Genomic DNA, 25,250 nt, shown 5'->3' with positions numbered 1-25,250 from the left:
ATTCCGGCCGCTGCCTGGGACGAGGCTCTGATGGATACGCACGGATCAATTCCAGCGTTCATTTTTTACTCGATCAAGCCGTCGCGGCGGAGCTGTGTCAGCAGGCCTTCGAGCCGCTGGGGTTGGTCCGCAGCCAAGTTCTGTGCTTCGCCGATGTCCGTTTTCAAGTGATACAAGCCCCATGCAGGACCTTTGCCCGGGTGACGGAACTTGACCAGTTTCCAGTCTCCGAAACGCGCCCCAATCGACGTGGCACCTTCGGAGCTTGCCCAGAATAGATACGGATGCATTTCCTGTTGGTCGTTCTGACCCAGCAGCGTTGGCAAGTACGAAATGCCGTCGATGTCTTTGGGCGATTCCACCGCCGCAATCTCGCAGGCGGTCGGCAAAAAGTCATACCCAGCGGAGGGCAAGTCGCTTTCCGTCCCGGCGGCGACGACTCCGGGCCACCAAGCGATCATCGGCACGCGAATGCCGCCCTCGTGCATCGAACGCTTATAGCCACGCAACGGGCCGGCGGACTTGAAGAAGTCTTGTTTGTGATTGCCTTCATTGTGAGGCCCGTTGTCGGAGGTGAAGATCACCAGCGTGTCTTTGTCCAGTTTGAGCTCTCTTAAGAGTTCAAGCAGTCGGCCAACATCCTGGTCCATTTTGGCGACCATCGCTGCAAAGCCCTTCTCCGGTTCAGGCCAATCCCGGTTCGCATATTCGCCCAGTTCTTTGACCTCCATGCCGTTCTGATAAACGCGACTGCCTTCATTGTTGGCGTGGGGGATGGTCCAGTGAATGTGCAACAGGAACGGATTCGCGACGTTTTGTTCGACGAACCGAAAGGCAGCGTCGGTCATGGCATCATGTGCAAAGGTCACGCGTTCTTTGCTGACTCGCCCACGAGCACCCGGATGATCCGACAACACATTGCCCTGCAACGTGACCTGCGTCATGTTCTCCCACAGATACGGTGGAAAGTGATTGTGCGCCAGTCCCTGATTCATGAACCCAAACCAGTAGTCAAAGCCGTGCTTGTTGGGGTGTCCAGGGTTGTCGATTTTTTTAGGGTCGTTGACGGTTCCCAGTGACCACTTGCCAACTCCGCCGGTCTTGTAGCCGGCGTCCTTTAGCAAGCCGGCAACGGTTGTGTGGTCAGAGCTGATTGCAAACTGTCGATTGCCAATCAGGCCGGTGCTGCCAACATGCTGGCCAGTCCACAGCGTCAGGCGTGACGGCCTGCAAACGGTATGACCGGCGTAGTAGTCCGTGAAACGCATGCCATCTTTTGCCATTTGGTCAAGATGCGGCGTCGCAATCTGTTTCTGGCCGAAACAGCCCAAGTCACCATAGCCAAGATCGTCCACCATGATGTAAATGATGTTTGGCTGGCGTTTGACGGTGCCAGTCGCCTGACCAGACGCATGAGTGCCAGACCAAACAGTGGCAAGACCGACCATGAAACTCAGGACGGTGAGGGTTCGAACGAGAGAAGCAAGCATGGCGGGAATTCAAACAGGGATCAGTGAACAGCTCTTCAAGGAAGAGACGAAAATGCTGACGCTATTCTAATCCAATTCGTCGCCCTGAGGTTCTGCACCAACCGTTCCCGGTCGCTGGGAACAAGATTCTCTGTCGGTTCGAGCCAGTAGCCACGGCAAAGCCAGGTCAAATGCCGGAGACATGCTGCGGACAAGCACAACGCAGCCGACCACGAACTCATTCCAGCCTTCGCCCGCCTGTCAGCCTTCCCCCGACGGATCACGTTCTTTTCGGTACGCCTCGCGCTGCTGGCTGTACTGTTGCAAATCCGGCAGGTCCACGGATTCTGGTTGATTGGCTTCGTACAGCCGTTGAAGATAGGGACGGCACCAGCCACAGCCCGTTCCAGCCCCAAAGCACTCCGCCAATTGTGACACGGCTTGGGGCCGACGCATCTTGATGAACTGAATCACTTTGCGTTTAGAGACCCGAAAGCACAGGCAAACCGGTTGATCGTCATCCATCTGAATAGCCGCTGGGGAATGAAATCGATTACGCTCAATGCGGCGGCGAACACGGCCAGCGCGCCCTGCGATTCGTCTACGATGCCGTGGAAGTGATCAGTAAAGTCGCGACACGACACGCGTCATGATAGACATCGATGTCTAATTGTTCGTCAGCGGTATGAATGTTCATTTGCCCGCAGCCCACCGTCACTGCTGGAATGCCGTGAAGGTTCAACCAGTTGGCGTCCAGGCCGCCGTTGGCAACTTCACGAAACGATTCACGACCGATCGACGCCAAAGCGGTCTCCAATGCGCTAACGGATGAATCATCATCAGCAAGCCGAAAGGCCTCATAGTCAACGTGCGATGAGAACTCGCAGGACCCCGACGTTCCATCGGCGGTGCATGTCGACGCCGCCGCAGACTCGAAAGCCGCTTTCATTTTGGCAACGATCTGGGTTCGAAAGTCGGCGTTGTGACTACGAGCCTCCGCACGCAATGTAACCGCTGGCGTGATCACATTCGTCGCTTCACCACCTTTAATCACACCGACATTGGCTGTGCCCACCGCGTTCTGCCCCAGCGTCTGGGATTTGTCCACCAATCCCAACCAGCCTTCGGCTTCCAAGGTGGCGATGGCTTTCCCAGCCATGACAATCGCACTGCAGCCCTCTTGAGGTGCAACGCCTGCGTGTGCCGGCGTGCCACAAAGTTCAATCTCAATGCGTTCACCACCGACCGCACCCGTGGTGACCTTGTCCAGCGAACCGCCGTCAAAGTTAAACGCCTGATCGATGTTGCCCACCACCGACGGATCCAAGTGCCGAGCGCCTTCCAAACCAACTTCTTCCTGAATCGTGAACAACAACGTCGCCGGATGGAGCGTTTGATCCGGGTTGGCTTTGGCGAAATTGATCCGCTCGATCGCTGCCGTAAGGACCACCGCACAGCCACTGCGATCATCCGCCCCAAGCCCGACGCCCGACTGGCTGTTGACCCGTGCCCCGGAAACTTCCGGCACGCAGCCGATACAAATTGGCACCGTGTCCATATGAGCCGAAAGCAGCGTTCGCGGCCCATTCGTTGTGCCCGGTAAGTCGACGATCAAGTTGCCACAGTTCCCCTTGATGCGGGTCTTTTCATGTGCCTTGTCAAACCGAATCGCCGACGGATCCACGCCTGCGCTGACCAGCAGCCGAACAATTTCATCGGCAACGGCTTTTTCATCGCCACTGCCGCCCGGAATCGCGGTCAATTGCAGATATCGTTGCAACGCTTCGGTGGTATCGACTTCGGTTTGCGGCATGACTGGGGTACACTGATTTAACGGGGATGAGGCTCTTGGGCCGAAGAAATAACCTGCTCATAAGCTATCCCATCGACACGGTTCAAGAAAGGTGGCCTGTCCACTTTCACCGCCGGCCGTCCCCGGTCGCCCTGTTGTCGCTTCCGTCAGTTCATTTGGCTATCGCCTGTTTTAGGAACACTGAAACGTGAGTCTACCCACTGTCTCCGAATCACAGATCGCCAATGCCACCGGCTCGGATTCTGGCAAGTTACACCTGCTGAATTTGACCTTCGCTGACTTGCAACAGTGGTTGGTTGATCATGACGAGCCCAAGTTTCGCGCCAAGCAGATCTTTCACTGGGTCTACCAGAAACGTACGCGCGAGTTTGATCGAATGAGTGATTTGGCCAAGGGCCTGCGTTCCAAGTTAGCGGAACACTTTGACATCTATCGCTCCCACGAGAGTAGCCTCCAAACCAGCCGGGATGGGACCGACAAATTGCTGGTCGGCCTCGCCGATGGCGGACAAGTCGAATGTGTACTCCTGCGGGACGGGAATCGCCGCAGCATTTGTGTCAGCAGCCAAGTCGGTTGTGCCATGGGCTGTGTGTTCTGTGCCAGTGGACTCGATGGCGTTGATCGCAACTTGACTCAGGGAGAGATCGTGGAACAGATGCTGCGATTGCAGGACCGTTTGGTTGACGGCGAACGACTGAGCCACATTGTCATGATGGGCATGGGCGAACCGCTCGCCAACTTGGACAAAGTGCTTGGCTCGTTGCAGATCGCCAGCAGCGCCGATGGTTTGGGAATCAGCCCGCGGCGGATCACGATCAGCACCGTGGGGTTGCCCCCTGCCATCGATCGTTTGGCCAACAATGGAATGCCTTATAATTTGGCCGTCAGTCTGCATGCACCCAATGAGGAATTGCGTTCACAATTGGTCCCCGTGAACAAAAAAATCGGGATCAACGCTGTCCTTGAAGCCGCCGATCGTTACTTCGCTGCCAACGGTCGACGATTGACCTTTGAGTATGTGTTGTTAGGAGGCATTAATGATCAGCCAGAACACGCCAAGCAATTGGTGCATCTGTTGTCCAAGCGGAATGTGTTGCTCAATGTGATCCCCTACAATCCCGTCGAAGGGTTACCCTACGAGACACCGACCAAACAGTCCATTGCCCGTTTCCGGAAGACGCTCGAAACCGGCGGCATCAACGTCAAGTTTCGCCAGCGCAAAGGCGACGAGATCGACGCAGCCTGCGGACAGCTACGCCGCAACCGTGAAAAGTTAAACGCTGGCGGATAAGGCTCCCCCCCGGACCTGTCCCCGATCTAGTGCCTTTTCTTCGCACGCACCGCACTTACACGTACCAGCGCCCTCTCTTCGTACGCTCCGCACTTACCCCCCACCCCTCCCCCGCGTCCCGCTTTCCAACCGCCTGCGTCTACGCCGGCGAGGCAACTCCCTCACGCCATCTGCTCGGGATTCTCCCCCACAACCGCCTCTGGGAACACTTCGCAAGCTATCTATAGACATGGATGCAAATTGTCTGCCCGGACGGCAGTGGCTCGCACGTTCCAATCAAACACGATGACGACTCAAGCCGATGACGAATCAAGCAAAGCCAAGGCAAACGGCAAAGCGACGTCAGCGGACGCCTGTTGCGCCCGATCAATCCGCTGGCCCAATACAGATGCCCGACGGGATCGCTGAACCCAGTCATGCCGACACGAATCAAACAGACCACGTGACGTCGTCCCAATTGCACGTGACGTCGTCTCGATTGCAATGGTATTCAGAGTTCTGTCGTCGCCTGCTTAGCGAGTGAATGTCGCTTCGCAGTCCACGCCGAAACAGCTGTCCGCATTGCAGCTCAAAGACGCCGTCTGGGAACGATGGATACACATGTTCGGACGGTTTCTTTGCCCGCCCGTCTGGAACCCCTTAGCGACAGACTGTTGAGCGAATGAATTTTGAACCCACCGGACCGATTGTTAGCTTTCAATCGGCATCTGCGCAGATCGCAGATGTTCTGGGGCTCGTCGTTCAAACTCCGGCCTATGGCGTGCTGGCACTGCTGCTGGTCGGATGGTTGGCGGTTTGGAAATTGACGTTGTCGCTAATCGGGGTGGTCAAAGCCAGTGTGGATTATTCGTGGTGGGCCAAGCGCCAGCGACAGCAATCTGCACGCGAACTGGGCGTGCCCAATAATCGTACCGCGGTCCTGATCTATGTTTCCAATCATGATCTGGAAACCGTCCTCAGCAACGTGCAGTGGATGATTGAATCGACCTGCCAAGCGTTGCCGGCATTCAGAAGCTCCGCCCAGACAACCTCCTCGGCTGGGCAACCGATCGACTTCTTTGTGCTTAGTGACACCAGTGAACCCGATCAATGGGGTGCCGAACAATCCAGTTTGATGGAACTGCAGGCCAAGTATGAATCAGGTCCTTGCCGGTTGTTCTATCAGCGTCGAACGGACACCGAAGCCGGCCGACTGGGCTGTCTCCGCGAATTCTCATCCAAGCGAGGAACACAGTACCCTTACTTTGTGCCGCTCAATGCCGGAACCGTGATCAGCGGCACGACGCTGGTTCACTCCATCTTCCAAATTGATCGCGATGCAGGACTTGCCGCCGTTCAGTTTTCCCGGCTCCCAATGTGTCGCCAACCTTGGACAGGTGACGCCGGTCCCGCTGATCACTCTGCGGCGTCGACCAAGTCAACCATCTCGTGCGGCGGCGTTGACACTCCAGCGACCATTTTCGAACAGTGGGGAACCAGCTATTTGTTTTCCGATTGCTATCCGCTTTCGTTTGATGGATGCGTGGTTCGCAGCAGTGCATTCCTACAGAACAGTAAACCGCCCAAATACCCTTGGGACGACGTCACGGCCTCGCCCCAACAGGAGATCCATGATCAGTCGATCTCCGCATTGATGGGACTTGCTGGGTGGAAACGACAGCTCGCACCAGCCATTGATCAAGCCCACCATGCCCTGCCCACTCACACCGAAGCTCCCATTTGGAGCCTCGCTTCCGATCATCAACGCGGTGCTGCTGTCCGTAACACCCACTCGGCCGCCAAAGCCATGGGCATGGTGTTCTGCGATGGCATCGACTGGAGTGACCGCTGGTTACTACTGCTCGATGCAGCAAACAAACTCAAAAGCCTCTGGTGGTTGCTGGTCGCGTGCGCGTGCTTCAGCATGTTGTGGCATGATGGTTGGGGCCAAGCTCGCACGGACAGATTATTGAAACTCACCCTCGTGATCGCGACGGTTTCTTACCTGCCAAGGCTCTTGGAACTCTTCGCGATCAGCTTCTGTGTTTGGCGGACAGAGCAGGGCAAGGCGGTCTCGCCGCGACATCGTTTCCAATACGCTGCAACTGCAGTCGCTTGTGATTGTATCGGCCTGATCGGATTACCCGTTCGCGCAGGAGTCCACCTGTGGTGCTTGGGGGTCTACTGCCTGCACAGCGCGGCCACGCGGATGGGGCATCGTGGCAGATTCGCATGCTACATTCGTGCCTCCGGTGTTGATCAGCCGCCGGCACAGGTCGGATGGGTGGTCGCGGCACTAGGACTCTGGTTGGCAACGGGCAGCGTTCTGATGCCTCTCGGGCTGCTCGGAATTTGGATGTTGGCAGCTCGGCTGAAACCATTCGTCCGTGCTCGCTTGAGCTCACGCGCCCAGGAGGCTACCCAGCAGGCTCAGGCCATCAACGAGCAGCAGAGCGAACGCACTGGGGCGACCGCCCAAGTGTGCAGGCCGATGAGCCGCCGCATGGATGAATGCCAGCGAGTCGCTCAGAAATTTCGTCAGTCGCGGCACCCGAGCGTCTTGCGCTTTGATGATGTCGCGGACGAATCAAAAGCAAACAGCGGGCTTCAACACCAAGTATCCGCGCCAAAAACGCTCGTAAAGCAAGGGCGTAACGCGACGCAACAGCAAACTCACACGAACGGGCTTGCTGATAAACGAGCGCTGTCCTCCGCACCAGCAGCGAAGCTCCGTTAAGGCGGCGCAACGAACTGCGCACGCAGCATGCTCTTGACCACGTCACTTTATCGACGTGAAACTAGATGCCGTAGATTGGCTTCAGTTTGCCTTCCAGTTGATCCAGCAAGTGATCGCTGCTCAGTCCTTTGCCGGTGACCTGACGCACCAGTTCCAAACTGCTATAGCGTCGGCCATGGCTGTGAACGTTCGTCTGCAGCCAGCCCAGCAATCCGGAAAATTCGCCGCGTTCGATATCCTGATCTAGCCCCGTGATCTCTGCACGAGCATGATCAAACAACTGAGCCGCAATCAAGTTGCCCAGCGTGTACGTTGGAAAATAGCCAATCAGTCCTGCGCTCCAGTGAACGTCTTGCAGCACACCATTGGCATCACTGTCGGGCATGATCCCCAGCGTCTGCTGGTACTGGGCATTCCAAGCCTCTGGCAGATCGTCGACGGAAACGTCTCCTGCGATCAGCTGCTGCTCAAGTTCAAAGCGAATCGCGATGTGCAAGTTGTAGGTGGCTTCGTCCGCCTCGACCCGAATCAAACTAGGCTGCACGTGATTGACGCAGCGATACAACGTCTCCACGTCACAGGTCCCAAACACGTTCGGAAAAGTCGCTTGGACTTGTGGGAGCACCCAAGTGATGAACGATCGGCTGCGTCCCACTTGATTCTCCCAAAGCCTGGATTGAGACTCATGAACACCCAGTGACGCGTAACTGCCCATCGGGAGAGCGAACTGCATTTGGTCCAGTCCTTGTTCGTACATCCCATGGCCTGCTTCGTGCAAGCCCGCATAGATTCCTGCCGGAAACCAATTCGCTTCATAGCGACTCAGGATGCGGCAATCGCTCGGTCCTAGTGTCGTGCAAAAAGGGTGACTGGTTTCGTCCAGTCGCCCACGCTGAAAATCGAATCCGACCGCTTGGCAAACCGAAGACACAAAACGTTTCTGTGCCTCCGTGTCGGTGGTTGCTTTCAGGAGGCTGACGTCGACTGGCGTCGGTCCGTCGGCCAGTTCCCCAATCAAAGTCGCTAAGCGTCCCTTTAAATTCTCAAAAACCGGCGCAAGCTCAGACGTCTTCGCACCAGGCTCGTATTCATCCATCAAGGCCTCGTATGGCGATTGATCGGTGCCCTCGGCCAAACGGCCGCCAATGTCCTGCTTTAGCGCAATGATCTGCTTCAACACAGGAGCAAAGCCAGCGTAATCGTTGCCGTGCCTAGCCTTCTCCCAGGCCTGTTGCCCTTTAACGATCATCTCGCTCGCCGATTCCACAAGCTCCTGCGGTAAGCGTTGGTCACGCTGGTAATCACGTCGCAGCTCTCGGACATTCGTCGCCTCCAGAACGCTACCGGCTGTCTGGTCGCTCAGCCGCTCAAGCGCCTCTCCATATCGAGCACCCGTGCGCAGCTGATGAGCATGACCACGCAGTGCCGCAACTTGCTGTGCTCGATAGTCTCCGCCATGCGGCGGCATTCCTGTCCGCTCATCCCACTCCAGGGTCTCGGCAGAGGTTTGGTAGATCATTGCCTTGCGAGCGGTTTCGCAGACGAACAGATAATCTTGATCGAAGGAAGACATCGTGCAACGTGACTCATTAGCGAAGGGAAAACAACATTGTTGCCCAACCCGCGGCAAACAACAATCCCGCTGCAACATCGTTGCTGTTCAGCGAAGATGCCGGCCAGCGCGTGAAAACGCGTTCCCTCCGACAAACCTCGCAATTCCAAACCGCTAATGTTTTAACAGCCCCAGTCGATCCGAAGGACTGTGCACCGCCAGTCCCGGACGATTCATGACGTGGGTGTAAATCTGTGTGGTGGTGACGTCCTTATGCCCCAGTAACTCCTGCACCGTGCGGATGTCCGCGCCGTCTTCCAGCATATGCGTCGCAAAACTATGACGCAGCGTATGAGGCACGGCGGGTTTGACGATCTCCGTCTGAACCAGAGCTCGCTTAAAGTGTGTTCGGAATGTGCCTTCATGTAAATGATGGCGACGCATCATCCCGCTACGCGGATCTTTCGAAATGCGCGGCGATGGAAACAAGTACTGCCAGCCGAAACTGGTCGCTGCGTTGGGGTACTTTCTGGCCAACGCAAAAGGCAGGTAAACGCTGCCGAATCCGTTTTCTAGGTCACCTTCATGTACCATCTTCACCCGCGACAACTGACGACGCAACGCGGTCACTGCGCTGTCTGGCAGTACCGTGACGCGATCCTTTTGCCCCTTGCCATCGCGAACCAAGATCTGACGCGAATCAAAGCACAGATCCTTCACTCGCAGCGTACGGCATTCCCGGTGCCGCAAACCACTGCCGTACATCAGCAGGAACATCATTTGATAGACACCACCGAAGTACGGAAACAGTTCCGAGACTTCGTTCTTGGTCAAGACAATCGGACGGTACTCGCCGGCTTTTGCGCGGACTGAGTTAACGAATTGAACGTTCCGAGAAAAAACTTTCGTATAAAGAAACAGAAGAGCACTGAGCGCTTGGTTTTGCGTGCTCGCTGATACCATCTGAGTCACCGCAAGATCGCTCAGAAACTCCCCAATCTCAGGCTCACCGTAACGCTCCAGTTGCTCGTCATCCAGGTGACGGATGAATCGAGTGACCCAGCCAATGTAGGCGGTCTCTGTACTCCTCGGATGGTGAAGCGTTCGCAATCGAGCCCGCATTCGCTGAACAACCTCGGGTTCAGTTGGGTCGATGCTGCCAGCGTTTCCCTCTCCAGGAACTAGCATTTGCTCCAACGGCTTAGCCGTGCCGCCGGAGGCCTCCCCGCCGTCAAGATCCTCACGGCGCGCAATCTCGTCCAGTGTTGCGCGAATTCGTGGGAAATCCACTGCCGAATGCCTTAGCACTGCGCTCTGGTAAACCTCCATTGCACGGGCCGCGTAGAGGCGTCGCCGAGCAGGGACTCCGCTGTCCCGAAGCGATCGTAGAAAGGAAATCACGCGATCAGTGTCCATCGGCAACAGCTCCGAGGCGTCAAACCATCGCTCCAGCTCCTGGTGGAAGCTGGCGTACGAATGAACCCACTTCGGAAAAGATCTCCGATCTGTCTCATTCAGATTCATCACGTCAAGAATCTGACCAAATCTCTCTGCAGACATCCCCTTCCCCCCCCAGATCACGAGTCGAAAATAGCAACCTTTTCCACTGTAAGGGTGGGACCGCTTGACTCATAGAGGGTGATTGGCTATTTTCGGGGGGAATCGAATATTCCACGGTTGCAACCGTGGCTTATCCAGCGAGCCGCAATAATTCACAGTTCTTGCCTCGCATAATTACTGGTTCGTTGGACTGAAGACCATGTCCTTTGTTGAACGCCTTGCCAAGCATTGGAATCTCGCGGATGTGACTCCAGATGCACGCGTAACTGGCGACGCAATCGCTGCGTTCGAGAATCGTTTCGCATTGACGCTCCCGCCCAATGTCCGTGCTTTCTACCAACGGTTCAATGGTCTGCTTGACATGGACGCCGACCTCAATCGATTTTGGCCAATCGACGAACTCGGCACAGTCCCAGCGATCGTCGAGCCGTATTTAGGAATTCCCGACTATTCCGGAATTGGAACCCAACTTCCAGATGCGGGGCGGTACTTTGCATTCGCGGACCACTCGATCTGGGTTCACGTCTATGCAATGCATCTTGCAGACCATCCCGATTCGGATACGTCCATCGTTTGGATCGCCGACGGCAACACTTTTGATATACTCACGGATACGTTTGCGGGTTTCTGGGAGCTGTACTTGGCGTCTCCTAACCGGATACTTGTTCCGTAGCGCAAGTTGCCAACGAACCATCACATGCACCGAAGCCGGGCTTGCAAGGTTTTACGAATGGAACATCGACTATCCCGGCTCGGTGATGTGTAACGTTATCCGACTGAATCGAACGAACAATGCTCGATCAAACCCCGTCTTGCTTCTCGGTCGTTCATGTCGATTCATCAACGGGTATCATGCTGAATCGGATTCCTCCGCACTTGCAAATCCGCAAGACGCATTTGACATCTGCAGTGCGTTTCGAGACCGATCTGGACGCTCGCAGTTACGCCGACGCGACGTCAGAGCGATACTCGCACGTTACCTGCATCGTATTAGACAAGAACAACTTTACGCTTTATCAAAGCCCTGGCAGTGACAGCGGCTGGTTTGAGCACCCCATTCCAATCGAGTACTCTAGGCGTGCACAGCGTCTAATCGACAAAAGAAGATCCAAGCCTTGGTACCCTATCCTTCTGTTCTGCGATATCTTCGTCGGTTGGCTTGATTCGGGCGTGCCCCAAGAACGCGGATAACCAAGCCATGCACACGGAGCACGGCTTGCAAGTTTTCACAAATGGATACATCACTCTCCGTGCCCGGTGATGGCAACCGTTCCCCGAATAGAACGCGAATTTGATCGACGCTTCAACCGACACTTCTGTTTACATCGCCGTACTGGAAGGCAGTCAACAGACGGCTTGCGTGCACCATCACACTGCGTCCATATCCGAACTGTGTCACGCTGAGGGGCGTCTCGCTGCACTGACTCCTGAAGAGATTTGGCATCGATACTTTCGTCCGCCGCTTGAGGATCCGGGCCTTCTCTCGGAATCAAATTTTGAGACCCGGCATTTTCCGAGTACCGCGACATTGGACAGTTTCCTAGTTGCCAATCGGCACTCTGTTTGTTTTCCGTCTGACGATTTCTTTCTCGTGGACACAGCCAAGTTCGATTCAAAGCAGCAAGCTTGTTCAACACTAGAGAATTGCTCTGGCTGGTGGCGTTTCTCTCGCATTGGCTACAATGAAGACGGTACCGAGGCCATTGTCCATACGGACTACGATCATCCGAAGTACGGCCTTATGGGCATGGGATACTTTCACTTGTTGGCCTTGACGGACGGGAATTGGTCGATCCTGGCACGCGATATGACCTGGATCTCGTAGAATGTGTTGGGGAACCATCGCGTGCACACGGAGGCCCGTTGGTTTGTTTGCTCGAATGGATGCTCAACTCACGGGCCCCGGTGACGCGGGTCGTTATCCTTTAGGCCGAATTGCCTCGATTAGGAAATCAAATGTCTGATGTGCAGGTATACGACAAGGCGAAGTGGCATTTTGAAGGCCGATTTCCCAAAGGACTCCCCAAGTCATGCGCCTTTACTCACGGAGGATTCTTGGTCGCCTGGCTCCTTCGGAGACAATTCATAAGTGAACGTTGCATTCGCGATCACTCTGACGCATTCGATGCCTTTAATGATGGAAAGAAGTCGGCCGGAGAACTTTACCAGTCTCTCGACGGAGTACTCGAAAGCGAGATGCTGACTGACCATGCCAGGCGGTTTGCATCAGACTACATTGAGGAATCATATCTTGAGGACTACGAAATGCTGTTTGAGGATATGTTTCCGAAGGTCTATGACGTTCCGGACAACGCAGAGCATTTGGAGATGGCGTGTGAAATGCTCGACACCATCTATTCAGAATGGCTAGAAGAAGACGGCGGGTGATCGTAAGCGGATAACCACGCCGTGAACCGGAGCGGCCGAAAACGCGTTTTCTGAAATCAGAGTCCTTCGCGGCCGCCCGGTTACGGCCACCGTTATGCCATTTAGAGACCCGAAGATGAACACGCAGGCATTGGGACTACTTGTGGTCGGACTTTTATCATGGAACGTATCGCGATCGTGCACTGCGCAAGACCTCTACTTTCCCAACGCCGACAAAGACTGGGAGATAACGAGCCCCGAATCACTGGGTTGGGACTTGAAAGCGCTCGAATCAGTTTTTGAGTACGTCGAAAAGTCTAACGGCAAATCGTTTCTCATATTGAAGGACGGAAAGATCGTTGCCGAGCGTTATTGGACGCCGGATGGCGCAACTCACGCGCAATACATTATGTCATCTGGCAAGAGCATCACTGCTTTCCTCACAGGGATCGCCAGAGAGCAGGGCAAACTGAAACTCGAACAGCCTGCTTCAGACTTTCTTGGCACAGGATGGTCGCGTGCGTCCAACGCTCAGGAAAAGGCCATTCGGATTGAATACATGCTGGAAATGACCAGTGGTTTGAACGGCAGAATGGCATACGAAGGAAAGCCAGGTTCGATTTGGAAATACAACACCGAAGTCTACCAGCAACTCCATCCGCTATTGGAAAAAGCTGTTGGTTCCACCATGCAGGAGTTCACGAGGAAAGTGCTATTCGAGCCTTTGGGGATGAGAAATTCCAGATTTCGCTATCATAGCTTTGTGATGAACGCACGAGACATGGGCCGCTTTGGACTCATGATTCTCGCCAAGGGGAACTGGAACGGCCAGCCGATCATGAAAGACCGAGCGTTTTTTGATGCGATGCTCAATTCGTCGCAGCAACTCAACCAATCTTATGGCTATCTCTGGTGGTTAAATGGCAAAGAGTCGTTCCGCACGGTTGGACAACAACGCCAAGCCCTACCCGGTCCACTAGTCCCTGACGCTCCCAAAGACATGGTCTGCGCAAATGGAAAGGGAGGGCAGCGGATCTACGTCGTTCCAAGTTTGGGCCTTGTTGTGGTCCGTCTTGGCGATAATCCGGTGGATGTTCTTTCGGCCCTCCGAAATCTTAATTCCGACGGAACGCAATCCAAATTCGACAATCAACTGTGGGGTAAGCTCATGCTCGCACTGCCAAAAAGTGATGAGACCAAGAAGGGCATAACCAAGCGGTGAACGGGAGCCGCCGATAACGCGAGTTTTCAAATCATAGTCTTTTGGCGGCGGCCCCGTTACCGCCGTCGTTCGTCGCACTGAGAGAATCGTTTGCGAGATTGGCTGATTCGATACATCGAACACGCGTTTGCTGGTGTTACGCTGGGGCATGGGACAACGCTCTACGAGGCAGCATTCCACGCAGACTACGGCTTCGACCCACGCGAACTCGCCCGCTCCGACAACGCCGAAAGAATCGACTGGCGACGTGTTCCGTTCGGCGATTTATTCGCCCGGCACGACGCTATATTTTTCATGAACTCTAGTGGCAAGAGATTTTACTCACCTGCGATTATGCGCGCGGTGCTGACCGACGGGATGCGAGATGGATTGATGTACGACGCTTTCATCTTTGATCTTGCTGGCTTTGTCCACGCGAACAAAGAAGATGACATTCCGTTTGCTACGCTCTATAATGCTCATCAGCGGGCGGCTTTTGTTCGGTTCTGCAAATTCGCTGCATTTAATGCGTCTAGAGAATTCGGACGGGATGATCCACTGCGAATTCTAGATCGCATTCGGCAGCTTGAACCTGCACCAAAGAGCCGACGAACCAAGCGATGAACCGAAGTCGCGGAGTCGTCGTTTTTGACAATGGAAAATCAATCGCCGCGACTCGGTTATCGCGGGCGTTATGCGGCGCGGATGGGCCCTGTCTTGTGATGCGTTGTTCTCTGATCATTGAAGAAGGCTGATTCATACCTTTGGGATGCTACTGGTCCTTCGTGGTTCATCCGTGACTCGTTGAGGTCTCGAATCGGAACTCTGGTGCAAACTTTTGGAATACCCGAATTGGGTGACCGCTGGTCTTTACTAAACGCTTGACAACTCTCCTGCGAAGTGGGACACTGTGATCCGAGACACCAGGCTGCTGATCCCAACGCTGGTGCCTCGCGCTACCCAGTTCGAACGTGCCTAGCGGATCTGTGGGGTGTTGGCTGTTCCAACTCTCCCGACGTGCCCCAAACTCGCATAACAGAACGATGCACACGGAGCGGGGAAGGGGCGCGCGGCTTCGCTTCGCTCAACAAACTTATTCCTTCCCCGCCCGGTGATCTTGGGCCGTTATGCCTCATAAAACAAACATTTCACGGAGGGCTGAATGCCAATTCGCCTTTTCATTGCCATACTCTTCCTAGTCGCTCCCTGTTTGCCAGCGCAGACGTTACTTGCGCAGGAAACATACGACCTTGTCATCTCTTCAGGACGTGTCATTGATCCGGAAACGAACCTTGATGCGGTTCGCAACATCGGAATCAATGGGGGAACGATCGTATCCGTTTCGGAAGAACCACTTACCGGGAGAGCAGTGCTTGATGCCAAGGGCGCGATCGTCGCGCCCGGATTCATTGACTTTCACGCACACGGGCAAAATATCCCGGCTGATCGGATGCAGGCCTTTGACGGAGTGACAACAGCTCTCGAGCTGGAATCCGGAATCCTCCCGGTTGGACCTTGGTACGACATTCAAAAACAAACGAGACGCGTGATCAACTATGGTGTCGCGGCGGCTTGGACGTACGCACGCGTTTCCGCGCTGGAAGGACTCAAGCCAGAGCCGAATTTGAAGTGGTTTCAGGACGCCTACGCATTAACCAGATGGGTGAACGACGTCGCCACGGAAGAGCAGACGAAAGAGATTCTCGATCTGGTTGAACAAGGCATCAATGATGGCAGCATCGGCATTGGGCTGAATTCCGGCTATGCGCCGGGTTACGGATACAAGGAAGTTCTCGCGGTGCATCAATTGGCAGCGAAGCGCAAAGTACCGACGTTTACGCACATCCGTAATCTCAGCCGTGTTGATCCAAATAGCTCGATTCAGGCTTATGGTGAGCTGATCTCGTTTGCTACCGGTGCTGGTTCGCATGTTCACATTTGCCATTTGAACAGTACCAGCTTGACTGATATTTCGCTTGCGGTTCGGATCATTCGGGATGCTCAGGAACGCGGAGCAAAAATCACGGTTGAGGGGTATCCCTACGGTGCGGGTAGCGGCGCTGTAAACGCAGCAATGTTTCAGCCAGCGAACATGAAACGAATGAACGCCAAGGCTGAGGATATTGAGTATCTCGGAAAACCGCTGACTGAGGAAAAACTGCGACAGATTCAAAAAGAATCTCCTGGGGAAATTATCGTTTGGCATTACTACCGGCTGCCGAGAGACCAACACCTGCTCGATCTGGCAGTGTTGTATCCCGGCGGAATCATCGCTTCTGATGCGATGCCGTGGATCGACAAGACGACCGGAAGGATAATTGACGCAGATGTGTGGCCCTTGCCGAAGAATGCCTTCGCCCATCCTCGTACTGCGGCCACCTATGTGAAATTCCTCATTGACTACGTCCGCGATCGGCAAGCCGAGACTCTGATCGAGGCAGTTGCGCGTTGCTCATTCCGCCCTGCTCAAATTCTCGGAGAATATGTCTCACAGATGAAGAAAAAGGGACGCATACAAGTGGGGATGGACGCCGATATTATTGTCTTTGACATGGACAAACTCGAAGTGCGGGCCACCTATACTGATCCGAACCAACACACGCGAGGAATGCGTCACGTCATTGTCAACGGCACGCCACTAATCAAAGACGGCGTTCTCGACACCAAAGCGTTTCCCGGACAAGCGGTTAGGAGACCCGTTCGATAATCGGCATAACAATGGCATGAACGCGGAGCCGTCGATAGCGCGTTTTCAAATGGAGCATCAACCGCGGCGGCCCGGTTATGCGTGCCGTTATGCGGCGCGGACGGGCCCTTTCTTTGGATTCGTTGTTCTCTGATCATTGGAATAGGCTGATGCATGCGATTGGGATGCTGCTGGTCATTTGTGGATCAACCTCGATTCGTTTAAGTTTGGGGACGATCTCTGGTGCAAACTTTGGGATGCCCGAATTGCGACCGCTGGTCTTCACTGATCGCTTAACAACTCAAGTGCGAAGTGGGACACTGTGATCCGAGACACCAGGCTGCTGATCCCAACGCTGGTGACTCGTGCGACCTGGTGCGAACGTACCGAGCGGATCTGTGGGGTGTTGGCTGTTCCAACTCTCCTGACCTGTCCCCGACCCGGCATAACAGTACGATGCACACGGAGCGGGGAAGGGGCGCGCGGCTTCGCTCAACAAACTCATTCCTTCCCCGCCCGGTGATCTCGGGCCGTTATCCGACTGAAACTCAATCTTCCTTCGTTGCGTCGAAGCACCCTATGCCAACTAGTTCACGTCCGCTTGTCGCATATGTCGTTCAATCCGGGCTTCGTCCCAAGTACGGCGTCTACACTGATGCGTACGGACTTGAGATGACTTTTGACGACGACTGGGACGTCGACGTCGTCATGTTCTCGAAGCCTAAGTTGATTGAACACATCGCTACACAAACCGGAATTCACGAGTCCTCATCAATTTCGCTTGGCCTTACGCAACCCACGGATTCAAACGAGTATGCCTCATGGCAACTTGTCGATCTGACGCGACGCCTGGCCCGAAAACAGATTTCGCCGGGGCTCAAGCCTCTGATCGTTGCTCGCTCCGTGGGTGACCTTGAACGGTTTACGACGGCCCAGTCATTGCTGCGTGACCTCGAATTTGCTGTGTCGTTGCGTATTGACCTGGGTGCCGACGCTGAATCTTTTCCTGCTACCGTCCTTGCTTGCCGAGACATGCTCGAAGCGCATTTTGCTGGATGCTATCGACTACTGATTTATTCAACATCGACACCCGAAAAGCTACTTGAGGCTCTCCCTGTCGCCGGAATTGACGGCGTGTTCTGCCCGGGTTCAGAATATGCCGAGATGTTGCCTCTGATGTCCGCTGCTGTTTCCGCATTCCCGCATCATTAAGGCGGCGGATAACAATCGCGTGCACGCGGAGGACCGGTGGTCAGTATTCACAAATGGACACTCAACTCCCGATCCCCGGTTACACGGGTCGTTATGCGGCGCGGATGGGCCCTGTCTTGTGATGCGTTGTTCTCTGATCATTGAAGAAGGCTGATGCATACCTTTGGGATGCTGTTGGTCCTTCGTGGTTCATTCGTGACTCGTTGAGGTCTCGAGACAGTTCTTTGGTGCAAACTTTGGGATTCCCGAATTGCGACCGCTGGTCTTTTCTGAACGCTTGACAACTCTCGTGCGAAGTGGGACACTGTGATCCGAGACACCAGACTGCTGATCCCAACGCTGGTGACTCGTGCTACCTAGTTCGAACGTGCCTAGCGGATCTGTGGATTGTTGGTTGCTCCAACAACACCGCCGTGTCTCCGACTCGGCATAACAGAACGATGCACACGGAGCGGGGAAGGGGCGCGCGGCTTCGCTTCGCTCAACAAATTTATTCCTTCCCCGCCCGGTGATCTTGGGCCGTTATCGGGCCAACCTAACTCTGGGGAAGACATGAAGATCACACTCGCTGGCATGTTGGCAGTCGGCGTCGCGACTGTCACTGCATATTCACTTTTCGCTAACCAAGAATCGACCACGCAACCACCGGAAGAGACGATTGAATCGACGCCGTTTCTGGGTGAAATCAGACTTGTCCCCTACAGTTTTGCTCCCAAAGGATGGGCCGATTGCAACGGTCAGTTGCTTCCAATCCAGCAGCACACATCATTGTACTCCCTTTTGGGAATTACATATGGTGGAGACGGCAGAACAACGTTTGCGTTGCCGGACCTGCGAAGTCGAGCAGCCGTCCACGTTGGCGAAGGGTCAGAATTGCAGAGCGTAAGGCTCGGACAGCCCGGCGATGAGATCCCCGTCAAATCAGCTCAAAACTCTAACAAATCAACACCCGCGTTTCTTGGTTTGCGTTTCATAATTGCTCTAGATGGACAATTGCCTCCACCAAAAGGCTCACCCTTCGACTTCTCCCGATAACAAAGCCGTGAACCGGAGCACTCATTCACGCGGCAACTGAAATCAAAGTCTTCCGTTCGTGCCCGGTTACGGCAGGCGTTATCCCTCTTGAATACCGATGGCTACAAGTACCGCAAAACGGTTCATTTGGAAAAGCGGAAAAGTCCTGAGTCTCAGGCTGCGCAATGGCCAACATACGCTCTTGCAACTTCTGGATGGAAAGTGGCGTTTCGCTGCATTTAACATTTTCCGAGATCGCGATGAATGGGATGACGTTTATCTTTCAGCTGAGAGCCTCCTATTCACCAATATCGCTGTAAAGCAGTTCTTTATTGAAAGCGAGCTGACGCCACAAAAGGGGGTTGCACCTGCTTCTGACGTGCATCATGAGGAAGATCGCATATCGGCTGGTGACACGCCAACAAAATACAGGCTTTGGAAAGACTCACCGAACGAGTTTGATATCACTCTTATCGGCGGCGGCCCCAACAGACTGCGAAAAATCGTTGACTACAACGAGCTCTTTACTCCAATCGCGAATTCGGAGTACGAAGAATATCTTCACATTGAAATGAAGGGCGTTCAGAATTACCCGTATCTAAATGAACGGCTGATGCTATGCGGTGAGTTCGGATGCAATGCAGACCCAAAGAAAGAATTGATGTTCGACCGTCATCTGCCGTTAGAGTATCGCCCGTACTTCGAGCTACTTGCACACACAGACAACTATGAAAAATATGGTTACAACCCATTGGGATAACAATGGGTTGCACACGGAGTCGCGGGCCGCGCGGGTCTTGAAAACAATGTCGTTCGCCGCGGCCCGGTGAACCCGACCGTTGAACTTAATCGCAGTCGTCTTTGCTGTTGGCTTGTTTGATTGGGTTGCGTTGCATCGTTGTTGATGATGGCGTTGGTTTCTTCTGTTCGCTCTTTTGAACTGTCTGGTTGGGTTGCCCGTTTGTAGGCGCGAGACTCCTTTACCAACTGTCTTTCTTGGCTGTTTTCGCAGTTCCAACTTGCGCTTTTTCAGGCCCGCAACACCCTTGTTCTGAACGCAACAAGCATGTCGCTTGATGGTTCATTGAGCCCTCTTCAGAACAAGGATCGCAACTCATGATGTCGCACAAAAAACGCTCTTGCCCAGTCACCAAACGCTTGGCAGAGGACATGACCATTCGAAACATGGCCCAAAACACAATCGACGCCTACACCTACCATGTGCGCTGCTTCGGCAACTTTATCAAAAAAACTCTCGACCGCGTACTAGACGGGGACACACCCTATGCTGCCCGCGCGCTCGGCAATGCAATCGCACGGGAGGGTCACGCGAGCAGGTACCGATGACGCTTTCGACCGACGAGTTCGTTCGCCGCTGGTGCTTGCATATCCAAACGCGGCAGTTGACCAAATCACGATGTTTTGGCGGCTGGAATCATTCGAAGCGAAAGCGTTACCAAGCGGTGATGGCGGCTTGCATTGAAGTGGATGAATGTTCGCGTGAGAACGACTTGCGGTCGACTGATTCGAGTATCGATTCAGCGACACAGGCCGATCGTGGGAAGCTCAGTTGTGAGTCCTGTGGCAGTGAATCGTTGACACTCAGTGCGTTGTCTCCCAAGCCGAGTTGGTCCAAGGTATTGGGCTTGGATTCGCAGTGTAGCCCATGGTGGTGGGGCGAGAGTCAAGAAATGCATGGACAACAGCAATGGGATGAAGCGATGGGTGCGGGCTTTTACGACTGGTACGTCGCGGAGGTATTAAGGCCGGCTGAAAGTGCAAAGGAAACCGCACCGCCGATCACAGCAGCGGTCAAACAACTTCTTCTGCCAGGTCTCGACTGGCAACCAGAATCGACTGGCAATTATTTCGCCGACTCGTTCTAATCAGTCCTTCCACGTCGCAACACGAAAGCGACAAACTTCAACGCACGATCTATCCCGGCACACTCCGTGCCCGGATAGATCGCATTTCGTTACCCGTGCAAAGCGAACGTGATTCTCTACGGTCCCATCATCGCTTTCACGGCTCTTGCCTTAGCGGCGGCCCCGATTCTAATGATGCGTCCTCGGCGACGATCGCGGTGGCGTCCGAGGCGACCTCGAGAACTGAACCAGTCGGACTCGCCGATGTCGATTGCCCACGCTAGTGCGACGATTGAGTCTCTACTGCGACAATACTGGCACGACGATCCACGCAATCAGCACCGACTTGACCAACTTCTCGTAATCTTTGAATCCGGCTGGGATTACGGGGCGTGGGATGTTGCTCTCGGAGACGTTCAGACGTGGCCCGACGAACTTGACGATCCGATTGAATTTGACGACAGAATCTTATGGGACTTTCAAACGTTTATCGACTCGAATCACTGCACCGCTTTCTCCGCAGACAGGACTCGCTCCGATTTCCTGAAACTGGTCGCCACGCTCGAAGCTGCGGGGATCGTACTTCCTGACGCAGATTCCGTCACCTTTAATACTATAGACTGACGGGTAACCATCCCGTGCACCGGAGCCGGGCTTGCGTGTTTTCACTGATGGACAATCAACTTTCCCGGCCCTGTGACGGGTACCGTTATGCCGTAAAACGAGGCGTTTGTCGCCTTCCTATCCTGAGGGTAGAATAGGGAGACCATATAGGAGACTGCCATGCCTGATTCACCACTGCCTGTGCGTGACACGCTATCCGAGATTGCTCGAATGCTTCCAAATGACGCATCGCTTGAAGACGTCCAGTACCACCTCTACGTGCGGCAGCAGATTGAAGCTGGACTAGCGGATGACGCTGAGGGGCGATTGATCGACACCGACGAGATGCGGAAGCGTCTAACCGTACATAAACGGAAGAACGGAAATCAACGTTGATGGATATCCGATGGACTGAAAAAGCATCCGCCGACGCTCTAGGCATCTTTGATTACATTGCACATCAGTCACTTGCGTATGCAGAATCCGTGTACGAACGGATTCTCGAACGACCATCACAGTTGACTGACCATCCCCTGTCTGGATCTGTAGTGCCGGAGTTTGGACGCGAGGACGTTCGCGAAGTATTTGTCTATTCATTTCGACTAATCTACCGAGTTGCGGACGACGAGATCCGTGTATTGACGGTCATACACGGCAGCCGAATGCTGGCTCCCGAGTCGCTTGGAGAGGCAGAACAATGAATTGCACCGAAGCACGCGAGTCGATATTTATCGAAGTGGAGAATCCATCGCGCGTGCTCGGTGACGCGTGACGTTCTGTCGCTCAGGTTTACGCCTTCGCCAATCGTTTCTTTGCACGTGCGGGTTTTCTCTGCCTGCGAGCAGCTGACCTCGTGCCAACAATTTTTCCTATCTGGGAACGAGAAGCGCCGAGAGTGACCAACGATCTCAACAAAAGCTCCACCGATACGGACCGATCGGCCTGCTCAAGCTTTGCAATTCGTGATTGACTGGACCCCAAGAGCTTCGCAAATTGTTGCTGTGTAATCTTTCTCTTGATTCGCAACTCTTTAACCTTGCTGGCCAGCGATAGCTTGATGTTTACAAGCATTTCTTCAGCATCGCTAAGCTCCAAAAAATCGGAGGCAGATCCTACTTTCCACCCAGCTGCTTCGAGCTTTTTTCGCTTTGATGGTTTCATTTCACTGCCTCATCGTACGACTTGAAACGCCGCTTACAAGTATCGATGACTTTCTTTGGCGTCTTACCCGTCTTCTTTGCAAAGACCTCGCCAATGACAATCGCGTCACCGTCTGTTCGGTAAATGATTCGCCACGTCACATCTTCGTCCGGAATCCGCAGTTCGTTGCAACGTTTTCCAATTGATGGCATTGGGCGACTGTGTGGCAACCCAATGCTCTCGCCCTGCTGCAATCTCCGCAGTAATGTACCTGCCTCGACTCTGGCTTCTCGTGAAAACGGCGGTGTCTTCACCTCTCCGTGCAGCCAAGCGAGCGGTTTGCCTTCATCCATGCACTGTACCATGTGTCACATTCGACATATGTCAAGGCTGACATGCGCCGTTTTTCGCGAATTTGGGCGAAAACCGCTACAATGCGACAGAACAAACGGATGAACCGGAGTGCTCAAAACGGTCCTGCGAAGTGGACGGTCCAATCTTCGCACCCGGCAATCCTCAGCGTTGAACTTAATCGCAGTCGTCTTTGCTGTTGGCTTGTTTGATTGGGTTGCATTGCATCGTTGTTGATGATGGCGTTGGTTTCTTCTGTTTGCTCTTTTGAACTGTCTGGTTGGATTGCCCGTTTGTATGCGCGAAGCTCCTTCACCAACCGTCTTTCTGGCTGTTTTCGCTGTTCCAACTTGCGCTTTTTCAGGCCCGCAGCACCCCTGTTCTGAACGCAACAGGCATGTCGCTTGATGGTTCATTGAGCCCTCTTCAGAACAAGGATCACATCTCATGATGTCGCACAAAAAACGCTCTTGCCCGGTCACCAAACCCTTGGCAGACAACATGACCATTCGAAACATGGCCTAGGCAGCCATCGACGCCTACACCTACCAGGTTTCAGGGGACAGTCCCGGTCAGGCAAGATTGCTTGATAGCAAATGGGATTGATTCGTCATTTATAAGCGGAAGCGTATTGGCGATTCTAGAGATTGGCTCTTCGAGTTGTAGGAATTTCAAGGTCGAGAGTCGGTAGACGCTTGACTGCTGTTCGCTTGGTTCTTAGAACCATCTAGATGTTTCAGGGTGTGAAGATCCGCCCTTTGATTAAACGCATGGTACTGGCAGGTACGCGTGGCTTGGTCCTGCTGCTTTATCTTTAGGAACCTTGCGTTTATGTGTCGTGACCCTCGTTCAGAGGTGCTCGATCCTCATCAGGTCGAAGCGGTGCACCTCTATAATCGGACCATTGATGGCCTTTATCTCCTAGGCAAAAATCCAGACACCGGCGAGGACTTTTCCTATCGCCAGGGCTGGCTGGTGGACAAAATGAACCAGCTGTTTGCACACCTGTGCATTGAGCTGCTCAGTTATGGCGTGCTGTCGAATCACTATCACCTCAACGTTCGCACTCGGCCCGACATTGCTGCGTCTTTGACCGATCGCCAGGTGGCCGAGCGTTGGCTGAGTGCGTTGTCAGGTCAGCCGGACAAGGACGGGAATTTCAAGCAGCCCTCTGAGCAGGCTATCGAGATGTTGATGGCGAACAAGGAGAAGTTAGAGAAGTGTCGAACGCAGTTGAGTGATTGCTCGCACTTGATGAAGCAACTCAATCAGTACCTTGCTCAGCGGGCGAACTACGAAGACGGTCGCCGCGGGAGTTTTTGGGGTGGGCGTTATGGATCGACTCGGCTGGTCGATGATGAGGCTTTATTGGCATGCACGGTCTACATTGACTTGAATCGGATTCGAGCGGGTCTTGATAAGCCATTTGACCAGCACAATAGTGGTGCGTTGGGGCACCGGATCACAGAGGTTTTGCGAGCGCAGTACGAAGCGGATCAGGCTCAGGCGGAGGCATTGGCTCGTCGACACCGGTTTGATTTGCGCGAGAAAGGTGCGGATCGTTGCCGGGTGTTATCGAAGTTGGAGATAGACGAGGCGCGTGATGCGGTGGGTTCGGCGCCGAGTCGATCGGGGAAGCGTTGTAGTGACAAAGGGTTCTTGCCGATCAGCTTCGATCGTTACATGGAGTTATTGAAGTGGACGTTGGGGATGAACGAGGAAGGTAAGATTGAGCTTCCGGCGGCGTTGCGATTCTCCAAGTTGCCGGCGAAGGCATGGCTATCGATGGCGAATCGATTCGGCGAGTTGTTTGGGGGCATTGCTGGATCGTTGGATTCGATGAAAGAGGAGCGCAAGCATGTGAGCGGTGATGGATATTTCATCCGCAAGCAGGCTCGTGTGGTGCTGCAGATTTGAATCTGCAGTTAGCCAGAAATCCACACCTATTATTTGCCATCTTTTCCAAGCGATCTGAGAGCTTGTAGGCTGGGGTTGTGCGCTGAGCGTCGCCAAAACCGTTCGAATTTGAACGTTTTTTCTCTTTTCGCCCATGAAACTCATGCGTCGGCAGGCGGTCTCTTGCCAGCCCCACCCAACTCGCCCAGGCCACCAGCAGCGTCCTTCCCCAACAGGGACGCACCCTTGCTAGACGGGGACGCACCCTTGCTAGACGCGCTTGCTAGACGGGGACGCACCCTTGCTAGACGCGTTGTGCTCCTTCAACAGTATGGTCGTGGCGGTTGCATTCGCAGTAGCACCACCAAAAGCTAGCTAGCATTCTCGTTCGTTCCTGCTAACCAGTTGCCTGATGCCTGTGCTAACCTTCGTTCGTCAATGATTCCTTGGCTTAGTGCGTACGGAAGTTCTTCGGTCGATGAAGGAAACTGGTAATCATCGGCGGCGAACGGTT

25 protein-coding genes are annotated in these 25,250 nt (G+C 54.2%); 18 read left to right on the top strand and 7 right to left on the bottom strand.

Going from position 1 to position 25,250, the window contains the following annotated elements; translation table 11 throughout:
- Window positions 1–65: 65 nt before the first annotated feature.
- From SV7mr_RS12645 to SV7mr_RS12635, 3 genes are all read right to left on the bottom strand, one after another.
- A complete protein-coding gene (locus tag SV7mr_RS12645; protein WP_145272517.1) occupies window positions 66–1,490 on the bottom strand; it encodes an arylsulfatase in 1,425 nt (474 codons plus the stop codon).
- Between the two features lie 240 nt (window positions 1,491–1,730).
- Complete coding sequence (locus tag SV7mr_RS12640; RefSeq protein WP_145272515.1) at window positions 1,731–1,994, bottom strand: (2Fe-2S)-binding protein; 264 nt, start codon at window positions 1,992–1,994, stop codon at window positions 1,731–1,733.
- A 76-nt stretch (window positions 1,995–2,070) separates the two neighbouring features.
- Window positions 2,071–3,282, bottom strand: a complete 1,212-nt coding sequence (locus SV7mr_RS12635; RefSeq protein ID WP_145272512.1) for a M20/M25/M40 family metallo-hydrolase — start codon at window positions 3,280–3,282, stop codon at window positions 2,071–2,073.
- A 187-nt stretch (window positions 3,283–3,469) separates the two neighbouring features.
- Between SV7mr_RS12635 and rlmN the strand changes: the two genes are divergently transcribed.
- Together rlmN and SV7mr_RS12625 are read left to right on the top strand one after the other, a co-directional pair.
- A complete protein-coding gene (rlmN, locus tag SV7mr_RS12630) occupies window positions 3,470–4,573 on the top strand; it encodes a dual-specificity RNA methyltransferase RlmN (protein ID WP_145272510.1) in 1,104 nt (367 codons plus the stop codon).
- A 661-nt stretch (window positions 4,574–5,234) separates the two neighbouring features.
- Entirely contained in the window at window positions 5,235–7,289 is a 2,055-nt protein-coding gene (locus tag SV7mr_RS12625) for a glycosyltransferase family protein (protein ID WP_145272508.1), read from the top strand.
- 61 nt (window positions 7,290–7,350) lie between these two features.
- Here the strand turns inward: SV7mr_RS12625 and SV7mr_RS12620 are convergent, their stop codons facing one another.
- Together SV7mr_RS12620 and SV7mr_RS12615 are read right to left on the bottom strand one after the other, a co-directional pair.
- Window positions 7,351–8,862, bottom strand: coding sequence for a carboxypeptidase M32 (locus SV7mr_RS12620; RefSeq protein WP_145272506.1), 1,512 nt, complete (start codon window positions 8,860–8,862; stop codon window positions 7,351–7,353).
- 153 nt (window positions 8,863–9,015) lie between these two features.
- Window positions 9,016–10,257 (bottom strand): integron integrase, encoded by a 1,242-nt coding sequence (locus SV7mr_RS12615; RefSeq protein WP_473163635.1) that lies wholly within the window; start codon window positions 10,255–10,257, stop codon window positions 9,016–9,018.
- A gap of 343 nt (window positions 10,258–10,600) precedes the next feature.
- Here SV7mr_RS12615 and SV7mr_RS12610 point away from each other — a divergent pair, with 343 nt between their 5' ends.
- From SV7mr_RS12610 to SV7mr_RS12535, 15 genes are all read left to right on the top strand, one after another.
- Window positions 10,601–11,074, top strand: coding sequence for an SMI1/KNR4 family protein (locus SV7mr_RS12610; RefSeq protein WP_145272504.1), 474 nt, complete (start codon window positions 10,601–10,603; stop codon window positions 11,072–11,074).
- Window positions 11,075–11,193: 119 nt separating this feature from the next.
- Window positions 11,194–11,592: a hypothetical protein gene (locus SV7mr_RS12605; RefSeq protein WP_145272502.1), complete on the top strand. Its 399-nt coding sequence runs from the start codon at window positions 11,194–11,196 to the stop codon at window positions 11,590–11,592.
- A 400-nt stretch (window positions 11,593–11,992) separates the two neighbouring features.
- Window positions 11,993–12,226, top strand: coding sequence for a hypothetical protein (locus SV7mr_RS25360; RefSeq protein WP_419187324.1), 234 nt, complete (start codon window positions 11,993–11,995; stop codon window positions 12,224–12,226).
- 131 nt (window positions 12,227–12,357) lie between these two features.
- Window positions 12,358–12,789: a DUF7832 domain-containing protein gene (locus SV7mr_RS12595; RefSeq protein ID WP_145272498.1), complete on the top strand. Its 432-nt coding sequence runs from the start codon at window positions 12,358–12,360 to the stop codon at window positions 12,787–12,789.
- Between the two features lie 115 nt (window positions 12,790–12,904).
- Window positions 12,905–13,990: a serine hydrolase domain-containing protein gene (locus tag SV7mr_RS12590; protein ID WP_419187323.1), complete on the top strand. Its 1,086-nt coding sequence runs from the start codon at window positions 12,905–12,907 to the stop codon at window positions 13,988–13,990.
- 90 nt (window positions 13,991–14,080) lie between these two features.
- A complete protein-coding gene (locus SV7mr_RS12585; protein ID WP_145272494.1) occupies window positions 14,081–14,593 on the top strand; it encodes a DUF6714 family protein in 513 nt (170 codons plus the stop codon).
- Window positions 14,594–15,131: 538 nt separating this feature from the next.
- Window positions 15,132–16,676: an amidohydrolase family protein gene (locus tag SV7mr_RS12575; protein ID WP_145272490.1), complete on the top strand. Its 1,545-nt coding sequence runs from the start codon at window positions 15,132–15,134 to the stop codon at window positions 16,674–16,676.
- A gap of 558 nt (window positions 16,677–17,234) precedes the next feature.
- Window positions 17,235–17,867 (top strand): hypothetical protein, encoded by a 633-nt coding sequence (locus SV7mr_RS12570; protein ID WP_145272488.1) that lies wholly within the window; start codon window positions 17,235–17,237, stop codon window positions 17,865–17,867.
- 552 nt (window positions 17,868–18,419) lie between these two features.
- The gene (locus tag SV7mr_RS12565; protein WP_419188471.1) at window positions 18,420–18,902 is read left to right on the top strand and encodes a phage tail protein; all 483 of its coding nucleotides are present in this window, start codon (window positions 18,420–18,422) and stop codon (window positions 18,900–18,902) included.
- Between the two features lie 97 nt (window positions 18,903–18,999).
- Complete coding sequence (locus SV7mr_RS12560; protein ID WP_145272486.1) at window positions 19,000–19,641, top strand: hypothetical protein; 642 nt, start codon at window positions 19,000–19,002, stop codon at window positions 19,639–19,641.
- 356 nt (window positions 19,642–19,997) lie between these two features.
- Window positions 19,998–20,228, top strand: coding sequence for a hypothetical protein (locus tag SV7mr_RS25355; RefSeq protein WP_419187322.1), 231 nt, complete (start codon window positions 19,998–20,000; stop codon window positions 20,226–20,228).
- Window positions 20,225–20,767 (top strand): hypothetical protein, encoded by a 543-nt coding sequence (locus SV7mr_RS12550; RefSeq protein WP_145272484.1) that lies wholly within the window; start codon window positions 20,225–20,227, stop codon window positions 20,765–20,767. Before SV7mr_RS25355 ends, SV7mr_RS12550 begins: the two co-directional genes overlap by 4 nt.
- A gap of 243 nt (window positions 20,768–21,010) precedes the next feature.
- Complete coding sequence (locus tag SV7mr_RS12545) at window positions 21,011–21,370, top strand: hypothetical protein (protein ID WP_145272482.1); 360 nt, start codon at window positions 21,011–21,013, stop codon at window positions 21,368–21,370.
- A gap of 159 nt (window positions 21,371–21,529) precedes the next feature.
- Complete coding sequence (locus SV7mr_RS12540) at window positions 21,530–21,745, top strand: hypothetical protein (protein WP_145272480.1); 216 nt, start codon at window positions 21,530–21,532, stop codon at window positions 21,743–21,745.
- Entirely contained in the window at window positions 21,745–22,050 is a 306-nt protein-coding gene (locus tag SV7mr_RS12535) for a type II toxin-antitoxin system RelE/ParE family toxin (protein WP_145272478.1), read from the top strand. The genes SV7mr_RS12540 and SV7mr_RS12535 overlap by 1 nt, the downstream gene beginning before the upstream one ends.
- A gap of 88 nt (window positions 22,051–22,138) precedes the next feature.
- Here the strand turns inward: SV7mr_RS12535 and SV7mr_RS12530 are convergent, their stop codons facing one another.
- Window positions 22,139–22,510 carry a helix-turn-helix domain-containing protein gene (locus SV7mr_RS12530; RefSeq protein ID WP_145272476.1) on the bottom strand — a complete coding sequence of 124 codons (372 nt, stop codon included), beginning with the start codon at window positions 22,508–22,510 and terminating at the stop codon, window positions 22,139–22,141.
- Complete coding sequence (locus tag SV7mr_RS12525) at window positions 22,507–22,854, bottom strand: type II toxin-antitoxin system RelE/ParE family toxin (protein WP_419187321.1); 348 nt, start codon at window positions 22,852–22,854, stop codon at window positions 22,507–22,509. The genes SV7mr_RS12530 and SV7mr_RS12525 overlap by 4 nt, the downstream gene beginning before the upstream one ends.
- Window positions 22,855–23,671: 817 nt before the next feature.
- Between SV7mr_RS12525 and SV7mr_RS12520 the strand changes: the two genes are divergently transcribed.
- Complete coding sequence (locus SV7mr_RS12520; protein ID WP_145272474.1) at window positions 23,672–24,757, top strand: hypothetical protein; 1,086 nt, start codon at window positions 23,672–23,674, stop codon at window positions 24,755–24,757.
- Window positions 24,758–25,250: the final 493 nt, after the last annotated feature.

This window comes from Stieleria bergensis, from assembly GCA_007745635.1.
In the GTDB taxonomy this organism is placed as follows: domain Bacteria; phylum Planctomycetota; class Planctomycetia; order Pirellulales; family Pirellulaceae; genus Stieleria; species Stieleria bergensis.
The sequence above is the reverse complement of the archived record's forward strand: the minus strand, read 5'-3'. Positions and strand labels throughout refer to the sequence as shown.